At 64.4% G+C, this 18,868-nt stretch carries 13 protein-coding genes; 1 reads left to right on the plus strand and 12 read right to left on the minus strand.

Annotation, left to right across the window (positions count from 1 at the left end; all coding sequences use genetic code 11):
• Positions 1–37: 37 nt before the first annotated feature.
• From sppA to ACVOLL_RS15275, 4 genes are all read right to left on the minus strand, one after another.
• Positions 38–1,945, minus strand: coding sequence for a signal peptide peptidase SppA (gene sppA / locus ACVOLL_RS15260; RefSeq protein WP_481513656.1), 1,908 nt, complete (start codon positions 1,943–1,945; stop codon positions 38–40).
• A gap of 65 nt (positions 1,946–2,010) precedes the next feature.
• Positions 2,011–3,381, minus strand: coding sequence for an MATE family efflux transporter (locus tag ACVOLL_RS15265; protein WP_481513657.1), 1,371 nt, complete (start codon positions 3,379–3,381; stop codon positions 2,011–2,013).
• 139 nt (positions 3,382–3,520) lie between these two features.
• On the minus strand, positions 3,521–4,081 hold the full coding sequence (locus ACVOLL_RS15270; RefSeq protein WP_481513658.1) for a DUF3106 domain-containing protein: 561 nt from the start codon (positions 4,079–4,081) through the stop codon (positions 3,521–3,523).
• Entirely contained in the window at positions 4,074–5,090 is a 1,017-nt protein-coding gene (locus ACVOLL_RS15275; RefSeq protein WP_481513659.1) for a hypothetical protein, read from the minus strand. The genes ACVOLL_RS15270 and ACVOLL_RS15275 overlap by 8 nt, the downstream gene beginning before the upstream one ends.
• A 421-nt stretch (positions 5,091–5,511) precedes the next feature.
• Here ACVOLL_RS15275 and ACVOLL_RS15280 point away from each other — a divergent pair, with 421 nt between their 5' ends.
• Positions 5,512–7,707 carry a primosomal protein N' gene (locus ACVOLL_RS15280; protein WP_481513660.1) on the plus strand — a complete coding sequence of 732 codons (2,196 nt, stop codon included), beginning with the start codon at positions 5,512–5,514 and terminating at the stop codon, positions 7,705–7,707.
• Between the two features lie 166 nt (positions 7,708–7,873).
• Here the strand turns inward: ACVOLL_RS15280 and ACVOLL_RS15285 are convergent, their stop codons facing one another.
• The 8 genes from ACVOLL_RS15285 to ACVOLL_RS15320 all read right to left on the minus strand — a co-directional run bounded on the left by ACVOLL_RS15285 (position 7,874) and on the right by ACVOLL_RS15320 (position 18,862).
• Positions 7,874–8,926 carry a serine hydrolase domain-containing protein gene (locus ACVOLL_RS15285; RefSeq protein WP_481513661.1) on the minus strand — a complete coding sequence of 351 codons (1,053 nt, stop codon included), beginning with the start codon at positions 8,924–8,926 and terminating at the stop codon, positions 7,874–7,876.
• A 199-nt stretch (positions 8,927–9,125) separates the two neighbouring features.
• Positions 9,126–9,290 carry a hypothetical protein gene (locus tag ACVOLL_RS15290; protein WP_481513662.1) on the minus strand — a complete coding sequence of 55 codons (165 nt, stop codon included), beginning with the start codon at positions 9,288–9,290 and terminating at the stop codon, positions 9,126–9,128.
• 260 nt (positions 9,291–9,550) lie between these two features.
• The gene (locus ACVOLL_RS15295) at positions 9,551–11,374 is read right to left on the minus strand and encodes a sensor histidine kinase (RefSeq protein WP_481513663.1); all 1,824 of its coding nucleotides are present in this window, start codon (positions 11,372–11,374) and stop codon (positions 9,551–9,553) included.
• Positions 11,371–12,030 carry a response regulator gene (locus tag ACVOLL_RS15300; RefSeq protein WP_481513664.1) on the minus strand — a complete coding sequence of 220 codons (660 nt, stop codon included), beginning with the start codon at positions 12,028–12,030 and terminating at the stop codon, positions 11,371–11,373. Before ACVOLL_RS15300 ends, ACVOLL_RS15295 begins: the two co-directional genes overlap by 4 nt.
• Before the next feature lie 297 nt (positions 12,031–12,327).
• Positions 12,328–13,761: a glycoside hydrolase family 47 protein gene (locus ACVOLL_RS15305; protein ID WP_481513665.1), complete on the minus strand. Its 1,434-nt coding sequence runs from the start codon at positions 13,759–13,761 to the stop codon at positions 12,328–12,330.
• Entirely contained in the window at positions 13,761–16,472 is a 2,712-nt protein-coding gene (locus tag ACVOLL_RS15310; protein ID WP_481513666.1) for a beta-mannosidase, read from the minus strand. The genes ACVOLL_RS15305 and ACVOLL_RS15310 overlap by 1 nt, the downstream gene beginning before the upstream one ends.
• A 162-nt stretch (positions 16,473–16,634) precedes the next feature.
• Positions 16,635–17,867: an AGE family epimerase/isomerase gene (locus tag ACVOLL_RS15315; protein ID WP_481513667.1), complete on the minus strand. Its 1,233-nt coding sequence runs from the start codon at positions 17,865–17,867 to the stop codon at positions 16,635–16,637.
• Positions 17,864–18,862, minus strand: a complete 999-nt coding sequence (locus ACVOLL_RS15320; RefSeq protein WP_481513668.1) for a carbohydrate kinase family protein — start codon at positions 18,860–18,862, stop codon at positions 17,864–17,866. Before ACVOLL_RS15320 ends, ACVOLL_RS15315 begins: the two co-directional genes overlap by 4 nt.
• Positions 18,863–18,868 lie beyond the last annotated feature (6 nt).

The raw sequence follows: 18,868 nt of genomic DNA on the forward strand, positions 1-18,868 counted from the left end.
GAAGGCGGCGTTGTCTGCACTCATCCATCAAGCTCGCTTACAAACCGCAGAAGCAATACGCCAGCGACTTCACCGGTGCGCCATTGCGGTCCTTCACTGCGTCTTCGACGAAGCGCAGCTGGGTGTCCAGCTCCGGCATCTGCTTGGCGATCAGCATGCGTGCGATACCCGAGTCGGCCAGCATCCAGGCACCAGCGCGGCTGCCGGCAAAGCCGGTCATGAACTGCGCGAACGGGGTGGCTGCCTTCTCGATGTAACGCACGCGGAACTTGTCGCTTTCACCAAGTTTGGCGCGCTGCGCCGCATCGGCAACGGCCGCCTTCAAACCGCCGAAGGCATCAACCAGACCACGCTCCTTGGCCTGCGCACCGCTCCACACGCGACCGCGTGCAACTTCATCCACCGCTTCAACCGGCTTGTTGCGTGCCGTTGCCACCTTGCCGGTGAAATCGGCATAGCCCTTGTTGATCACCGACTGGATCACCTGGCCAACGGCCGGGTCCATCGGCCGGGTCACGTCGAACGCACCCGCAAAACGGGTGGTGCCGACACCGTCGGTGTGCACGCCGATCTTGTCCAGGCTGCGGGCGAAGTTCGGGATCATGCCGAAGATGCCGATCGAGCCGGTGATGGTGGATTCGTCGGCATAGATGCGGTCGGCGTTCATGCTGATCCAGTAACCACCGGATGCGGCCATGTCACCCATCGACACCACCACCGGCTTGCCTGCGGCCTTGAGCGCTTCCACTTCACGGCGGATCTGCTCGGAGGCGAATACTTCACCGCCCGGCGAGTCCACGCGCAGCACCACCGCTTTCACGTCGTCGTCGTCGCGTGCCTCGCGCAGCAGCGCCGAGGTCGAGATGCCACCGATACGGCCAGCCGGCAGGTCGCCGCCGGCGATCTCGCCTTCGGCAACCACCACGGCAACCTGCGGACGCGAATCCATCGGCGAGCGACGAGCATCGAGCTGGGTCAGGTAGTCGCCCAGACCGATCTGGCGGTAGCCACCGTCAGCATCGCCGTCGGCAACGCCGCGTTCGGTGAGCAGGGCGTCCACTTCTTCGCGGGTCTTCAGGCCATCCACCAGCTTCTGCTGCAGGGCGAAACGGGCCAGATCGCCTTCGGCTGCGGCAACACCTTCCGGCAGCGTGTCGATGCCGGCGGCCAGCTGTGCGGCGTCGAGCTTGCGTGCCTTGGCAATGTCGCCGAGGTAGCGCTGCCACACGTCGTTCATCCAGAACAGGTCAGCTTCCTTGGCCTGCGGCGAGGCGGCGTCGAGCACATAGGGCTCGGCGGCAGACTTGAACTCGCCGACCTTGAACAGATGCACGTCCACGCCCAGCTTGTCCTGCAGACCGCTGCGGAAGTACTGGCGATAGCGGCCCAAGCCTTCCAGCAACAGACCGCCCATCGGGTCGAGATAGACCTCATCGGCCTGCGCGGCCAGCAGGTACTGCGACTGGCCCATGTTTTCGCTGAAAGCCACGACCTGCTTGTTGGCAGCACGCAGATCCTGCAGCGCAGCGGTCACTTCACGCATCGAAGCAAAGCCACTGGGTTGCAGCTTGTCCAGCTGCAGCACCACGCGGTTGATCTTCTTGTCGTCCTTGGCCGCTTCGATGGCGCGGATCAGATCGCGCAGCTGCAGCTCTTCGGCATTGGTTTCACCCAGCGCCTTGCCCAGCGCGCGGCTGAGCGGGTCGGTGCTGTACTGCTCGACCAGCCGGCCTTCCGGAGCGATCACCAAGGTGGTGCCTTCCTGCAGCGTTGGCGCCGACGAGGCGCCCTTGCCGACGGCAACCATCAAGCCGATCAGGATCAGGAACAACAAGCCGAAGAACAGCAGGTTGAGGATCAACCGGCGGGTGAAGTTCATCACATCCCAGATGCCGATGAAAAAACTGGCAACGGGATTGCGGCGTGGCACTGGAGGGGGATTCATGGACGCTCCGTTGGGGGCTGGTTGCAAGTCAGGATACGCATAACCGGGCGCCGCCGGCATGGCCTTTAAGTCAGGGGGGTAGCCTGGGCGATAAGCCGGCTGCTGCTGACCCGCAGCCGCCACCCCAACAGCACCGCGGCTACGGTCAAACCAATGATCAGGCCAATCCACATGCCCTGCGGGCCCCAGCCCAACCCCAGTCCAAGCCCGGCGCCGACCGGCATGCCCACGCCCCAATAGGCGAACATGGCAATGAACATCGGCACGCGGGTGTCCTTGAGCCCACGCAAGGCGCCAGCGGACAACACCTGGATGCCATCGGGGATCTGGAAGGTGGCTGCATACAACAGCAAGGTGGAGGCCAGGGCGGCCACCGCAAGGTCGTCGGTGTACAGACCCACTACCACGTCATGGCCGAGCAACAAGGCGGTGATCGACACCATCTGGGTCACCAGCACGATCGCGTAGCCAGCCCAGGTTGCCCGGCGCACGCCCAGCGGATCGTTGCTGCCGACGGCGTGGCCGACGCGCACGGTGGTGGCCTCGGCCACGCCCATCGGGATCATGAAGCACAGCTGCGCCACGTTGATCGCGATCTGATGCGCGCTGGCCTCGGTGGCACCAATGCGCCCGATCAGCAGCGCGGTGATGATGAACAGACCACCTTCCATCAGCACGGTGATGCCGATCGGCAAACCGGTACGCAGCAGGTCCCATACCGCGCGCGGGCGCGGCAGCTCGAAGTGGCTGAACAACTGCAGGTGGGCGAAGCGCTTGGTGGTCCACAGGTAAGTGGCAAAGGCGATGGCCTGTACCCACATGGTCACCGAGGAGGCGATGCCCAGACCTTCGGCACCGAGCTCGGGGAAGCCGAACTTGCCGTTGCAAAGTGCGTAGCCCAAGGGACCGAGCACCAGCAGGCCACCGAAACCGATCAGCATGGTCGGCAGGGTCCAATGCATGCCTTCACTGAGGTAGCGCATGCAGAAGTACAGGGTCAGCGCAGGCACGCCCCAACGGATGGCATGCAGGAAGTCGGTGGCACCGGGCACGATTTCCGGTGCGATACCAAACGCTGGCAGGAACGCCGGCACCACGCTCAGGAACAGGAACATCAGCGCACTCAGACCCACGCCCAGCCACAGTGCCTGGCGGAACAAGGGGCCGATTTCGCGGTCACGGCCAGCGCCGTGCAGCTGCGATACCGAGGCGGTAAGCGAGATCAGGGTGCCGATCGGCACCAGCATCGGCAGCCATAGCAGGGCCGTACCAATGCTGACCGCAGCAAAGGTATCGGTGCCGTGGTGGCCGGCGATGGTGTTGTCGACAAAGGCAATAAGACCGGTGGAGACGTGACCCAGCACCAGAGGCAGGGCAAGCAGACCGGTCGTCCGCACTTCTTGCATGAAGCGCGGCGTGGCGGGAGACATGGACATAAACAAGGGAGACGCGGACTGCGGCCGGCGCAGGAAGCGCACAGATGCCGGGTCGCGGACTGCTTATTCTAGCGTGGCAACGCGGTTACGGCCCCGCACCTAGGATGAACGGGTAGAGCGGTGTTGCACAGCCGGGCACTTAGTGCCCGACTTTCTCGCGCAACCAGGCATCGCGTTGTGCCGGCGCCAAGGCCAGCAACTGGGTGCGCAGTTCCTCACGTTGCTGCGGCGGAGTGCGCTGCGAAATCAGGCTCAACTGTTCCAGCTGGGCGGCATCGAGTTGCCGCAGCAGCGCAATCATCGGCTCGCGCTCAGCCGCCGGCAGGTAGCCGAACAGGGGCTGCAGGCGCGGATACAACACACCCAGCTGCGGACCCAGCAACCAACCATCGCGGTGCATCTGGTCGATAGCCGTATAGCGCGCACGCAGGGCCTGTCGCTGTGCATCCGGCAACGCGGCGATTGCCGCCGCCGCTTGGCGGATGCGCTGCTGTTCACCGGCCGGCAGTGCCTGCCAGGCTGCATAGCGACTGCGCACCTCGCGCTTCTGCGCCGGGCTCATCGAGGCCCATGCATCCCGGGTGCTGATCAAGCCGGCACTGCCGGGCGCGGCCGGCAGTTCCGGCAAAGCGGCTGGTACGGCAGCCTGCAGCGGTAGTGCAACGACCAGGATCAGCCCCGCCAGAAAAGACTTATTCATCGGCATCGCTCGTCTCCAGCGCTGCACCGGCCGGTTCCGGACGGCTGGGTTGCGGCTGTGATTCATCCACCGGGATCGGACCACCGGCTGCATACCAGGCATGGAAATCGGCATCACGGGCCGTGTCCAACGCCGGATCGGCCAACATCGCCACATCGGCGGCCGCGTGCGGATCTTCACCTGGTCCAGCCGGGGTGCTGTCGTCGGGCAGCGATTCCACCTGCACCGGGCCGTTGTCAGCCAGCCCATTGCCACCATTCGGGTCGGCGCTCGGCGCCGTATGCGAACGCCACCACCACAGCGCTACCACCGCCAGCAGCAACAGCGGCAGGCACAGCAGCAGCCAGGTACGTAGCATCCACGGTTTGGACTGCTTGCGCCGCGGCGCAGGCTTGCGGCGACGACCCTCTTCCACGCGCGGGCTGCTTGCGCTGGCGGCCGGAGCCGACGCAGCAGGCAAGGCGCCGGTAATCACCGATTCGCGCAGCTGTTCGAGTTGCTGCAGGCGCGGCGGCGAGAGGTCGCGGATCAGCGCCTGCACGTGCTCGGCCAAGGCGCGCCAGCTGGCTGCATCCGGGCGGCCACCGGCATCCATCGGACAGGCGCCAGCCAGCGCTTGCCGATAGGCATTGGCGTCCACACCCAGCACCGCCGAGGCGGGGGCTTCATCCAGACCGGCGCCAATCCGCAGCAGCAGCGCCAGGCGCTCGCCCGCTGCCAGCGTGCCCAGATGGGCGAAGGCCGGCTCCCAGTTGCCTGGGCTGGTTGGCTTCAGCAACTGCGGGGTGCTGCACAGCAGGCCCCAGAAGCGGGCCGGCCATTCGACCATCAGCAATTGCGCGGCATGCCCGGCAAAGGCACGCATGGCCACGGCCACCGCACGCTCGCCGACGGCGGCATCGCCGGCCTGCAATTCAGCAACAACCAGGGCGCGGCGTTCCACCCCGCGCAAAAAGGCGGACAGAGCATTGGCTGCGGCCGGCGAAAGAGGGGCTGGTGCAGCCATCATGTGAACTCCGTCATGCCGTGATGATACCGAGCGCACACCGCGCTGCCGACGCCCCAGGCCATCACCGGACCGATTCTGCAAGCCTCTGCAACAACTTGTGCACAGCGTCAATACGCTATGACAAGCGACTCAAGCAAGCCGCCGTGAGACTGTATTTCTTTTTTGTTTCACGGATAACTTATTGATTTTAATTAAATAATTGATGTGGCTATTTTTTGACCAAGTTGACCCAAAGGCTTGCTCCATCGCCCTGAACGCGTGGAGCACATTACTCACCCACAGAGTTATCCACAGGAAGTGTGGATAACAATAAATCTCCAAGCGCAGCCAGCGTTTACGCCGCATTTATGCAGGAGTTCACAGCATCTGGACGCGGGTGAATGGCAGCAGCCAAACCTCCGGCTACGGCTAAACTTGGCCCATGCCTGACTGCCCCACTCTGCGCCTCGCCCTGCCGGTGCCCCTGCCTCAGCTGTTCGACTACCTGCCCCCGGCCGGCGCACCCGCGCCCGAGGCCAGCGATGTGGGACGTCGGTTGCGGGTGCCATTCGGTCCGCGCGAGCTGGTCGGGGTGGTCGAGGCCATCGGCCACAGCGATGACCCGGCGGCCTTGCGTCCGGCCCTGCGATGGCTGGATGAGGCCGCGCTGCTGCAAGGCGAACTCAGCGCCTCGCTGCGCTGGCTGGCGCGCTATACCCATGCCCCGCTGGGCGAGGTGATCGCCACCGCGTTGCCGGCGCCGCTGCGGCGCGGCGAGCCGCTGCCCGACACCCACGGCTGGGCATGGCAACTGACCGAGGCCGGTCGCGCCGATTACGACCGCCTGCGCAGCGGTACCCGTCCGCAACGCCTGGCCACGTTGCTACTGGAGGGTGCGGTCAATGAAGACCTGCTGGATGACCAGCTGGAAGACTGGCGCAGCGCCGCCCGCGCGCTGCTCAAGCGCGAGCATGCGCAGCGCATCGAAGTGGCGGCGGTGATTCCGCAGCCGCGCATCGTGGAAGGCCCGCCACCCAACCCGCAGCAGCAAGAGGCGATCGACGCGCTGCAGGCAGCCGAGGGATTCCAGCCCTTCCTGCTCGACGGTGTTACCGGCAGCGGCAAGACCGAGGTCTACCTGCAGGCGATCTGCCATTGCCTGCAGCAAGGCAAGCAGGCGCTGGTGCTGGTCCCGGAAATCGGCCTGACTCCGCAGACCCTGCACCGCTTCCGCAGCCGCTTGGGGATTCCCGTACATGCGCTGCACTCGGGCTTGAACGACAACGAACGTGCACGCGTCTGGGCAGCCGCCTCGCGCGGCGAAGCACGGGTCATTGTTGGTACCCGTTCGGCGATCTTCACGCCACTGCCGCAGGCAGGCTTGATCGTCATCGACGAGGAACACGACGGCAGCTACAAGCAGCAGGACGGCATCCGTTACCACGCGCGCGATTTCGCCATGGTGCGCGGCAAGGCATTGAACGTGCCGGTAGTGCTGGGCAGCGCAACGCCTTCATTGGAATCCCTGCACAACGCACGCAGCGGCCGTTACACCCATCTGCGTCTGCAACAACGTGCCGGTGACGCCAAGCCGCCGGGCGTGCGCGTGTTCGACGTACGCAAGCGGCCGCTGCAGGATGGCCTGTCACCGGAAGTGCTGGTTGGTATCGAGCAGCACTTGAAAGCCGGCAGCCAGGTCCTCGTGTTCAAGAACCGGCGCGGCTATGCGCCGGTGCTGCTCTGCCATGACTGCGGCTGGACCGCACCGTGCAAACGCTGCAGCACACCGCTGCACAAGACACCGATGACCGTGCACGGCGGCGGCCGCCGCCTGCAGTGCCATCATTGCGGCGCGCGTCAGCCGGTGCCGCTGGCCTGCCCGGATTGCGCCAGCCTTGCACTGCAACCGCAGGGCATTGGTACCGAGCGTCTGGAAGAACGCCTGCTGCAGTTGTTCCCGGACTACCCGGTGCTGCGCATCGACCGCAGCACCACCAGTCGCCGCGATGCGCTGGAACAGACGCTGGCAACCCTCGGCGATCAACCAGGCATCCTGGTTGGCACGCAGATCCTGGCCAAGGGCCATGATCTGCCCAAGCTAACCCTGGTGGTCGTCGTCGGCATCGATGAAGGCCTGTTCTCGGCCGACTTCCGCGCCAGTGAAAAACTGGCGCAACAGCTGATCCAGGTCGCTGGCCGCGCCGGTCGTGCCGAGCGCCCCGGCGAGGTCTGGCTGCAGACCCATCATCCGGACAACGCCTTGCTTCACACCTTGGTCAACGGCGGTTACCACGCCTTTGCCGAAGCCGAACTACTGCAGCGCGAAGCGGCCGGGTTTCCACCGTTCGCGCACATGGCCTTGCTCCGTGCCGAAGCCAAGCAGGTGGAGCAGGCCAATGAATTCCTGGCTGCGCTCAAGCACCTGCTTCCCGAACAGAACGACGTCGAACGCTTTGGACCGATGCCGGCGCCGATGCCGCGCCGTGCCGGTTTCCAGCGCACGCAGCTGTTGCTGTCCGCCGAGCAGCGGCGACCCTTGCATGCTGCGCTGGATGGCTTGATGGCGCAGGCCTATGGTCTGCCGCAGGCGCGCCGCGTGCGCTGGTCGCTGGATGTGGACCCGATGGATCTGTATTGAGTTTCTAGGAGCGGCATCAGCCGCGAAGCTGGCAATGCATGCGATCCCGGTAGAGCCTAGCCATGCTCGGCTGCAGCGCTATCGGTAGAGCCTCTGCCGAGCGTGGCTCGGCACTACAGGGCATTGCTTGGAAAGCCTCTGCCGAGCATGGCTCGGCACTACGCTGCTAACGGTAGAAATCGGCAATCTGACCGGTGAACTGCTGCGGGTTGGCACCGACAAGATTGGTCAGCACGACCACCGCCAAGCCTTCGTCCGGATAGACCACGAACGCCGCACGTGCGCCACCAAAGCTGCTGACCTGTCGCTTCCCCGCCGGGCCGGACACTGGCCAGCCTGCGGCCCAATCACCTTCGTTGCCGTTGTTCAAACGCTCTGGCGTCCACATCCGCGCAAGACTATCTGCGCGCAGCACGCGCTGCTGCAACAAGGCTGCCAACCACTGTGCCAGATCATCAGCCGTGGTCTGGATACCACCGCCAGCCCACAGGCCTTGCGGCATGTCGTAAAACCAACGTGACAGGCGCTTTGGTGCATCGGCGGCATCACTGCTGCGGGGGAAGAAGCTGTACATGGTGGCCGCATTCGGTAGCACATCGTAGCTGCCACCGAAGCCAACATGCTGCATGCCCAGAACATTGAACTGACTGGCCACCAGATGATCCTCGTAGGGCTTGCCACTGCGCTGGCCAATGATTCTGGCCAGCAAGCCGTAGTTGGTCTGGTTGTAGGCGAAGCGCTCACCCGGCAGGGCCTGTAGCGGAAGTTGCTCAACCAGCTTCCAGGCCTGCGCCTCGGAGCCACCACCAATCAGCCCCTGAGCATTGACGATATCCGGCAAACCGGAGGTATGCGCGAGCAGCTGACGTACCCGAATCCCCCTCCATGCAGCGGGCAGTTGCTGCAGATAGGTTGAGATGGGTGCATCCAGATCGACCTTCCCGGCTTCGACCAGCTGCATCATTGCTACACCGGTAAACGCCTTGGTCGCCGAGTTGATCGGAAACAGAGTTGCGGGCGTAGCTGCCACCTTGTACTCGACATTGGCCAGGCCGCGGGCCTCCGAGAGCACCACTTTGCCGTCCTTGATCACCGCAACCTGCAGCCCCGGAATGCCTCTCTCCACCATCGTGCTGGCGATGAAACGGCGCGTCGCATCATTGGCAGCATCCAGCGTGGCTGCAGCCAACTGGAAGGGAAGTACATACAGAAACGCCACCAGGCACAGCAGGTTTCGGGGGCTTGCACATCGCATCGTCTCGCTCCGGTCGTGACTGGCTTGGGTAGGTCGAATCGCGACCACCGCGATTACCGACTCCAGTCTTGGATGCTCGAAACGACGAAAAGGTTTAAACCACGATCACCAGCGCCCGGCATTCGTTGGCGCCATCGCGGGGTTGAGCCTGCCTTTCAACCACTCAGCGCACCATATGCAGCACCTGCACCTGCATTATCTGCTGCTCGCGGATGACGACATGCCACGCCGAACTGGCAATGGATAGTTCAACCTCGCGACGCAGCCCAGCGTCATGCACGATCCATGCTCCATTGCAGACACCGCAACGCCAGGATTTCGCGGTCACGCTGGCACCAGGTACTGGCGCGTCCCACCGCTTCTCGATCCGCACCGCGACGGCTGCCACGCTATACATCCGGCGACACGGGCAAGCCAGCCATCGCTGCCCGCAAAGACCAAGAATTGAACACAGATAGCGCGCCGCCACGCATGTGATTGCTGCCCCGATCCCGCCAAGAGCACACGCTAGGCCGGACCATGACATCCCGCCTATCCACGAAATCAGGTAGGCACCAACAAAGGCCTCTGCCTGCGGCGTTGCGGCAGCTAACCCCGCAGCGGCAGCACTAGCGCCATACGGGTGCCAGGGGCGCCCTCACGCTGACCGATGTGCAGCACCCCGCCCAGCCGGTGTGCACGCAGTTGCATGCTGATCAGCCCTGCGCCGCTGGCAGCACCCACGCCAACATCGCCTATACCGATGCCATCGTCATCGATATGCAGCTGAAGCTGCTCGCCATGTCGTTGCAGATGGACATCCACACGCTGTGCACGGCTGTGCTTGAACACATTGGTCAAACCTTCCTGCAGCAGCCGCAGCAGGTCCAGGCTGCGCGAGGCCCCAAGCTCCACGCCCTGGATATCATGCAGGTGCCAGTATGCCGTGATATCGGCCGCGTCCAGCAGGCCGCTTGCACGGTGCCGTAGCGGCACCAGCAACTCGGCAAGATCGCCGTGCTCACGCGCGGTGCTGTCGATGACCAGACGCAGGTCATCACGCATTTCGCGCAGCACGCCGATTACCTTCTGTCGCGGCATGTCTTCCGGTGCCTGCTCCAAGCGTGCGATGGCACCCACCAAGGTGCCACCGAAACCATCGTGCAGGTCTCGTACCAACTGCAGGCGCTCGCCAGCACGGCTGTGGGCAAGTTCCAGCGCATGCTGTTGCTGCAGGGTATCGGCGAGCTGCGCGGTCGCCTGTTGCACCTCATGACGCAGCTCTTCGTTGAAGCTTTCGACCCGTTGCATGGTGTTGGCGAAACGGTACGCGAGCACGAAGCCCATGCCGAGCAACATCAGCGGCGAGGTGAATGAACCGAGGTAGCTGACGCCGCCATACCAACCCATGTACACACCCAGGTCGTGTAGCGACACCGCAATCGGCAGGATGATGCACAGCGCCAGCACCTGGTAGTCGCGACGACCACTACGCAGCGCATAGCCCATGAAGGTGAACGACACCACGTACAGGAAGGCGATGGTCGGCACCAGATAGAAGTTGCGGTTCGGCCCCATCCACTGCGGCACCAACAAGGCGCCAGCCATCACCAGCACAGCAATGGCAAACAGCACACGCTCCAGTCGCGGCCAGCGGCGCTCGCAGAAGCGCAGCAGGAAGATCGTGTGCGCTGCGGCCGCTGCGACGTAGCAGGCACCGATAAAGGCCTGCCAGCCATCGGTGGTGGCGAATGGCCACGGGCTGCTGGCAAAGAAGTTGCTGTCGTACAGGCGTCCGAACACCGCGCTCAAGGCGTACCAGCCGTACATCGACTCCTTGCGGCGCAGCAGCCAGAACATGCCGATCACCGCCGCCAGCACAAAGCCGATCGCGCTGTCCAGAACCTGCAGGTCGTGGCGGACGAAAACTTCTTTGCGGAAGCGTGCCTGCAGCTCCTGCGGATCGCCTACATCCACCACACCAAGCGATGGTTGGTACGCAGCCAGGCCCGATACCCGCACCAGCAGTTCGTTCTCGCCCTGTTTCAGCAACGGCGACTGCAACAGAAAATAGCGCGGCACATGCCAGCTGCGTGAGAGCGGCTCGACCAGCGATGCGTCGCGATCGATCAGGCTGCCGTTGAGATAGACCGCCGCCGCCATGCAGGTGTAGTCCAGTAACAGACCCGTCGGTTGGTTGGCATCGCCTTGCTGCCAACGCAACCGATACCAGACCACGCCATCGTGATCGGGCCAGCGGGTCTGCCACTGGTCAGCCAGAGACACCGGCACCCAGCCCTGCGCGGGAGGCGCTGCCGATTGCCAGTCGGCGCGCACCGCCTCGGCGTCAGTGATGCGGGTGATGTCCGCGGTCTGCGCGTTGGCGCTGACCATGCATGTGAATAACAACACCAGCAGCAACCAGCGGATCAAGGCAGCAGTCCCATCGCACGCGCTTCGTAGACCGCCGCAGTCCGCGAACCTACCGCAAGCTTGCGATAGATGTTGCGGGTGTGCGCGTCGATGGTCAGCCGTGACAGCCCCAGAAGCTCAGCGATCTCGCGATTGCCATAGCCCTGTGCGACGTGAGTGAGAATTCCGAGTTCGCGCTCGGACAGGTGCACGCTTGGCGCTGCTGGTGCAACGACCGGTGCCTGCACAGGCGGCAGCAAGGCCAGAATGCGCCGGGCGATCATCGGGTCGATCGGTGCGCCACCACGTTGCAGGCTGCGCAGCGCGATGCTCAGCTCGATGTCGTCGCGGTCTTTGAGCAGGTAGCCGACGGCGCCTGCGCGCAGCGCGGCGAGAATGGCTTCCTCTTCGGCGAACGCGGACACAATCACCGCCTGCAGCTGCGGCACGTGCTGCTGCATCCAGCCGATCAGTTCGACGCCGGTGCCGTCGGGCAGTTGCATGTCCACCAGGGCGAGGTCGACGTGATGGGTCTGCAGGAGTTTGCGGGCGCTGCCGAGATTGTCGGCCGTGTGGATCTGTGGCTGTTGGTCGGCCAGCAATCCGGACACGAGCCTGGCCAGCCTCGCCAGCGAAGCTGCGTCGTCGTCGATGATCAGGATGGAATGCAGCTCCATCGGCCCCCACCATGGTCCGTGTTGTGGCGGAGTTTAGCGTGGTCTTACGGTTGGCTTGTGATGGGCTGCGGGCGATTGAGCAGATTGGGTCAGTCTGGCAACGCCCAGCCTTTCCGCAGTGGCAACCAAGGGGAGGAAGTCCAAGGGCACAAGCTGCCCTCACCCCAACCCCCGCTCCGCGCCCCGGCCCTTGCGCCGGCGCAAGGGCGTTCGAGGGAGCAGCGAACCGGTGGTTCGCAAACTGCCCCTCTTACCCCGCGTGCGGGAGAGGGGCTCAAGCATTGCAACTGCTCGGCCTTACCAGGTACGGCGCAGCGGGTGGGCTTCGGTGTTGAAGACCACGCCTTCGAAGTCCAGGGTCTTGGCCGGGGCGAACAGCAGGTAGTAGTACTTGAACGTCTCGGCGAACAGGAAGCTCTCCATCGAGTCGTCCTTCTCCTTGCTGCGCACGTCCTTCAGCGCTGAGAAGCCGTGATCGGTGCGGGTGTAACGCACGAAATCATCGAAGAACTCCTTGCCCATGCCGCGGTAGCGCGCGTCACCGGTGTAGTGGTGCAGGTAGTAAGCCGACTCGACGATCTCCGGGCGCAGCGCGTAACTCGGCGAGCGCACTTCCATCTTGGCGTAGTCCAGCGACTCCGGCTCGATGTCGTGCAGGCGCCACATCTTCAGGTTGGATTCCTGCAGGCGCTTGGCGCGATCCAGGTCACCGCCCAGGGCCAGCAGGCCCGGCATGAACGCGTCCAGCGCACCGTAGGTGGTGGAGGTACGGGTGCCGGTGTCCATGTCGGCGTGGCCATACCACAGCTCGCCTTCACGCACTTCGTCGGCCAGGTATTGGTTGATCGGGCCGATGCTCTCGTCCCACATCTTCTTGCAGTCTTCGTCGCCGAACAGCTTCCAGCACTTGAGCAGGTACTCGTAGTACGAGTCGATGCCACCGGCGATCGAGGCGTCCTTGTTGGTCCATTCGCCGGTTTCGACGTTGATGTTCAAACCGACCAGGCCGATCTTGGAACGGCGCTTGTGGGTTTCCACCAGGGCGCGCTTGGCCTTGTCGTAGTAGGCCTGCTTGCCGGTGAGCTTGGCCAGGGTGCCGAACTCCAGCAGCAGCGTGCCGGTTTCGGCCGGGTTGCTGATCTTGCCGCTGGTCTTGCCGGTATGCAGGTTGACGTGTGTGTACGGCAGGCCGGTCGGGCTGTCGAAGACCGGCGACAGGCGTGTGCCCAGGTCATCGGCGAGCTTGAGCAGGCGCTCGTCGTTGGTCATCTGGTAGGCCGACAACAGGCCACCGAGCAGGCGGATGGTGACCTCGAAGTTCTGCACGTCCATGTCCTGGTCAAAGGACAGCTGGGTGACGATCAGCTCGCGGGCTTCATTGGCTTCCTTGTCCAGGCCGAGCAGCAGCAGCGTGTCCAGCGCATCGACCGGCGACATCAGCAGCGGCTTGGGATACCAGTCGCGCGGCTGGCCGCTGATCGGCTTGAGGTCGTCGTGTCCCTTGGCGTACTGCATGTAACCCTGCCAGGCATGGCGGGTGGCCTCACGGACCTGCTCGGCCATGCGTGCGGCCTCGGCGTCATCGACGGCCGGAAGTGCGGCGTCAGCCGGTGCAGCAGCTGCGGCCGGTGCAGCCGGGGTGGTGGCGGGAGCGGCGGCCTGCTGGCTGCAGGCGGAAAGCGCCAGCATCAGCGCGGCGACCAGGGGGGCGGTACGCAGGGAACGGGTCATCAGTGGATCCTCTCGACGGAAGCGTTGTCTTGCGATGCAACGGGACGGGACTGCAGGGTGTCGCCCAGCGTCTGCAGGTGCAGGGCCGTGCGCAGGGTGGAAAGCGGTGCGGTGCTGCGCACGACCAACGTGCGGGTCTGGCCGGGTAGCAGGTCGAAGGCATTGTCCTCGACGCTGGCATCGGCGTTGTTGAAGCCGATCCAGATGCCGCGGACCAGTTTGTCGGCACGCAGCTGCAGCAGGTAATGATCGCCTTCGGTGCGCAGCTCACTGTGCAGCTGTGCCGGCTGCAAGGCTTGCTGCTTGGCGGGGACGAAATAGACGAGGCGCTGTGCAACTACTGCATCACCACGCAGCAGCTCGAAAGCGGCGACGCTGCGACTGGGATCTGCGCCCTGCAGCAGCTCGGCGTCGCTGAAGCGTGCTGCCTCGGTGGCCGCCAGCGCGGGCAAACTGATCGGCTTGCGCTGCTGCTGCAGCTCACGTCCATCGAAATCCAATACGCGCACACGCCACTGCCCCTGTACGGTCTCGCGACCATCATTGAGCAGGCTGAAGCGGGTACTGCCTTCATCGCGCAGTGCGGCCACTGCCACCTCGGCGAAGAAGCGCCGGGCGTGGAAGTTCAGTGCCTTCCAGTTTCCGAAGTAATCCACGCTGGACCAGGACGCGCCCGGCCATACATCGTTGAGCTGCCAGTACAGCGATCCCATCGTGTACGGACGCGAGGCGCGGTGGTGCAGCGCAGCCAGCTCGATGCCTTCGGCCTGCATCATCTGGCTGAGGTAGACGAAGTCAGGGAATGAGCGCGGCATACCGAATTCCATCTCGATGTAATGCAGCAGGCGTTCATTGCCCTTGCCGGCCAGGAACTTCTGGTGCGCCTGGATCACCGGACCATCCACCTGCTGTTCTTCCGGCTTGGCGAAGGCATTGATGGTCGACAGCTGCGGCCAGGCCTGCAGGCCGTACTCGGACATGAAGCGCGGGGTTTCCTTCAGGTAGGCGGTCGGCGGCAGCGCCGGGTTGCCCCAGACTTCCCAGTAGTGCTTGTCACCGCGACGCGAGTCATTGGCCTTGGTGTCCAGGTCATTGCTGGGCGAACTGGCCCAGTACGGCACGCCCAGACCTTCCTCGGCGACGACGCTGCGCAGGTCCTTGCCGAACAGGTCCACATAACCCTGCCAGACCTTCGCGGCGAATACCGGATCGGCCTCCTGCAAGCTCTTGCCGTGGCCCCAATCCTTCCACGCGGTCTCTTCTTCGTTGTTGCCACACCACAGCACGATGCTGGGGTGGTGGCGCAGGCGACGGATGTTGTCGCGCGCTTCAGCAACGACGTTTGCCCGGAATGCGGGGTCATAACCTGGCTGCATGCCGCCGCCGAACATGAAGTCCTGCCACACCAGCAAGCCGAGTTCGTCGGCGATGTCGAAGAAGGCATCGTCTTCGTAATAGCCACCGCCCCAGTTGCGCAGCATGTTCATGTTGGCATCGCGCGCAGCCTGCAGGTCGCGGCGCAGGCGTTCGCGCGTCACCCGTGCCGGGAAGGCATCGAACGGAATGACATTCGCACCCTTGGCGAACACCGGCACGCCATTGATGACGAAGCCGAAGCCCTGCCCGCCGTCCTTGTCCTCTTCGCGCTGCAGCTGCACGGTGCGCAGGCCGATGCGGATGCTGGACGTGAGCGCGTCCTGCTTGCCCTCACCGAGGCGCGCCTGCACGGTGTAGCGATCCTGCGCGCCATAGCCCACCGGCCACCAGCGGCGCGGCTTGTCGATCTGCAGCGGCAGCGAAACAGTGTTCTCGCCGGGCTGCAGCGCGATCTCGCGCGTGACCTGCGCAACCGGCTTTCCTTCCGGATCACGCACATCAATGACGACCTGCTGGGTGGCGGCGGCATCGGCCTGCTCGACCTGCAATAGAACGCTCAAGCGTGCCTTGTCCGCATCCAACGCATCGGTGCGTACTGCAAGATCGGTGATGCGCTGCTGATCCCAGCTATCCAGATGCACCTGCCGCCAAACGCCCGCAGTAACGTAGCGCGGGCCCCAGTCCCAGCCGAAGTGATAGGCAGGCTTGCGCAGGAAATTGCCGACCATCGCGTCCTTGGGCTCATCACCGTAGGGCGAAGGATAGTTGCCGGCAATCTTGTGCGGCATGGCCTGCACCTGCGGCAGCAGCGTGCGGATCGGCGAGCGGAACACGATCTGCAGCTCATTGCCCTGCGCACGCAGGCGACCATCCACGCGGGCACGCCAAGTGCGATGCGCATTGTCGGCTTTCAGCAGCGGCTCGCCGTTGAGGCGGACCTCGGCAAAGGTGTCCAGGCCATCGAAGCGCAGCTCGGCATGCGGACGCGCCAGGGTTGCCGCATCCACATCGAAGCGGGCGCGGTATTCCCAATCAGCGAGACCGATCCACTGCAGGCCAGCTTCGGCAGCGCCGACATAAGGATCGCCGATCAAGCCGGCAGCGAGTAGATCGGTATGCACGCTGCCTGGCACCGTTGCTTGTTTCCACGCATCCATGCCCGGATGCGTCTGCAGTTGTGCATCGCCCGGTAGCAGGCGGAAGCTCCATTGCGCCTGCAGTGGTGCAGCCACTGCTGCAGTGGATGCCAGCCACAGCGCACACAGCAACAGGCCGCGGCACACGCGTTGAGCATGAATTTGTATCGATCCAAATTTCAGGTGCACGTGCTGCATGCTGCTTCCTCCCTGTTGCTGGTTGCGCTCTCTTACCGACCGCGAAACCGTCTTCGACAAAACATGAAACTACGCTTGCTCAGAGTTCACTACTGAAGCGGAGAGCCAGAGCGATCCCCGCCTTCGCGGGGATGACGACTTAAACAATGCAAGTGCTGTTGCTCAGCCTTCGCGCACCACATTCAACACTTCGTGGCAGGCGCCCATGGTGTGGTAATCGGTCTTGCCGGCCGGGCTCTTCTCGTCGTCGTACTTGCGGTTGTCGGCATCGAGGATGCGGAACCACGCGCCGTAGCGATGATCGACGAAGTACTGCCACGAGTACGCCCACAGCCGGTCGTACCACTCCCAGTAGCCTGCATCGCCGGTGCGCTTGGCCAGCAACGCGGCGGCCGCCAGCGACTCGGCCTGCACCCAGAAATACTTGTCGTCGTCGCAGACGAAACTGTCACCACCAATCGCCACGCCGTCCATGTTGGGCTGACGGCGCACTTCCGGTGCGAAGCCGTAATACAGGCCGCCGCGCGATTCATCCCACGAACGTGTCATCGAGGTATCGAACAGGTGCCGTGCGGTAGGCACCAGCCAATCGGCATCGACGTGGCGGTCGAGGATCATCAGCAGCTTGGCCCATTCGGTCTGGTGACCGGGCTGGAATCCCCACGGACGGAACAGGTGCTTGGGGTTGTCCAGGTTGTAGTTCCAATCGATGTTCCAATCGATGTCGTAGTGCTCCCAGACCAGACCGCCAGCCTTGGCCGCCTGCCGGCGGGTCATGCTGTCGGCCAGCTGCAGAGCGCGCTGCAGATAGCGCTGTTCGCCGCTGGCCTCAAACGCCGCCAGCATCGCCTCGCACATATGCATGTTGGCGTTCTGGCCGCGATAACCGGTGAAGTTCCAGTTGGCGTCGGCTTCGTCGCGGTACAGGCCGTGCTGCGGCTCCCAGAAGTGGCGTTCCAGCAACTGCCAGGTCTCGTCCATCCACTCGCGGCCCTGCTCGATGCCAGCCTTCAACGCACAGCTGTAGGCCAGCAGCACGAAGGCCACGCCGTAGCAGTGGTTCATGTCGTCCTCGACCTTGCCATCGCGCAGGGTCCAGGCGTAGCCGCCAGTGGCCGGATTGCGGTGCACATCACGCAGGTAGCGCACGCCGTGCTCCACCGCCTCCAGATACTCGGCGTTGCCGTACTCCCGGTAGGCCATCGCGTAGTTGAAGACGAAGCGGGTGCTGCTGACCAGGTGGCGATGGCTGCGATCGTAGATGCTGCCGTCGTCACGGTAGTAGTGGAAGAAACCGCCATCGGCATCGATGCAATGCGGATGGTAGAAGGCCATCGTGTCGGCGATGTGCGCGCGCAGGAAGGCCGGGGAGCGGAAATCGGGCGTGGTGGTCATGCGGTGGTTTCCTGTTGTTGCTGCAGCAGCTGCTGTACTTCACTCAAGGCGGGCATCGCGGCAAACGCGCCCTTGCGGGTTACCGCCAGGGCACCTACCGCGGCCGCGAAGCGCAGCGTGCCATTGATTGCATTCGGGGTCTGGCAGAACGCGGCAAAACCGGCGCCTGCGCCACCGCGCTCAACCAGCCCGACCAGCACGCCGCCGACAAAGGCATCGCCCGCAGCGGTGGTATCCACCGCCTGCACACGGAAGCTCGGTACCTCGCCTTCGCCATGGCGGGTATACCAGCGCAGCGTGCCGGCACCGTCGGTGACGATCACCCAGCGTGCCTGCGCAGCCAACAAACGGCGCAGTACCTGCGCATCACCGTCGGCGCCCAGTGGCGCGGCCAAGTAGTCCAGCTCCTCGCGCGAGAGCTTGATCAGGTCAGCGCGTTCCAAGGCCTGCCACAGGCGCGGCGAGGGATCGACACCCGCCGGCCACAGCGCCGGGCGCAGGTTCAGATCGAGGCTGACCACGGCGCCAGCGGCGCGTGCGCGCTCCATGCCTGCAAACGTGGCTGCGGCGATATCCGCTTCGGTCAGGCTGTTGGAGCAGACGTGGAAGCAGGCAGTGCCGTCGAAGCAGGCGGACAGGTAGTGCTCGGCGCGGAACAGCAGGTCGGCCGCCGGCGGCCGGTAGAAGCTGAAGCTGCGCTCGCCATGCGCGTCCAGCGCGACGAAGGCCAGCGCGGTCTTGGCTGCGTCGGTACGCACGATGCAGTCGGTCTCGACCCCGGCTTGCTGCAGGCTCTCCAGCAGGAAGTCACCGAACATGTCGCGGCCCAGCATGCCGGCGAAATGGCTGCTGGCCCCCAGTCGCGCGGCCGCCACTGCGACGTTGGCGGGGGCACCGCCTGCGTACTGCAGGAACGCGCGCGGGGTGTCGGCCGAGGCCGGTGGTTGCGCTAATAGATCGATCAAAATCTCGCCGAAACAAACAATCTTGCCCATCTGGCC

This window comes from Stenotrophomonas sp. STEN035, assembly GCF_056759935.1.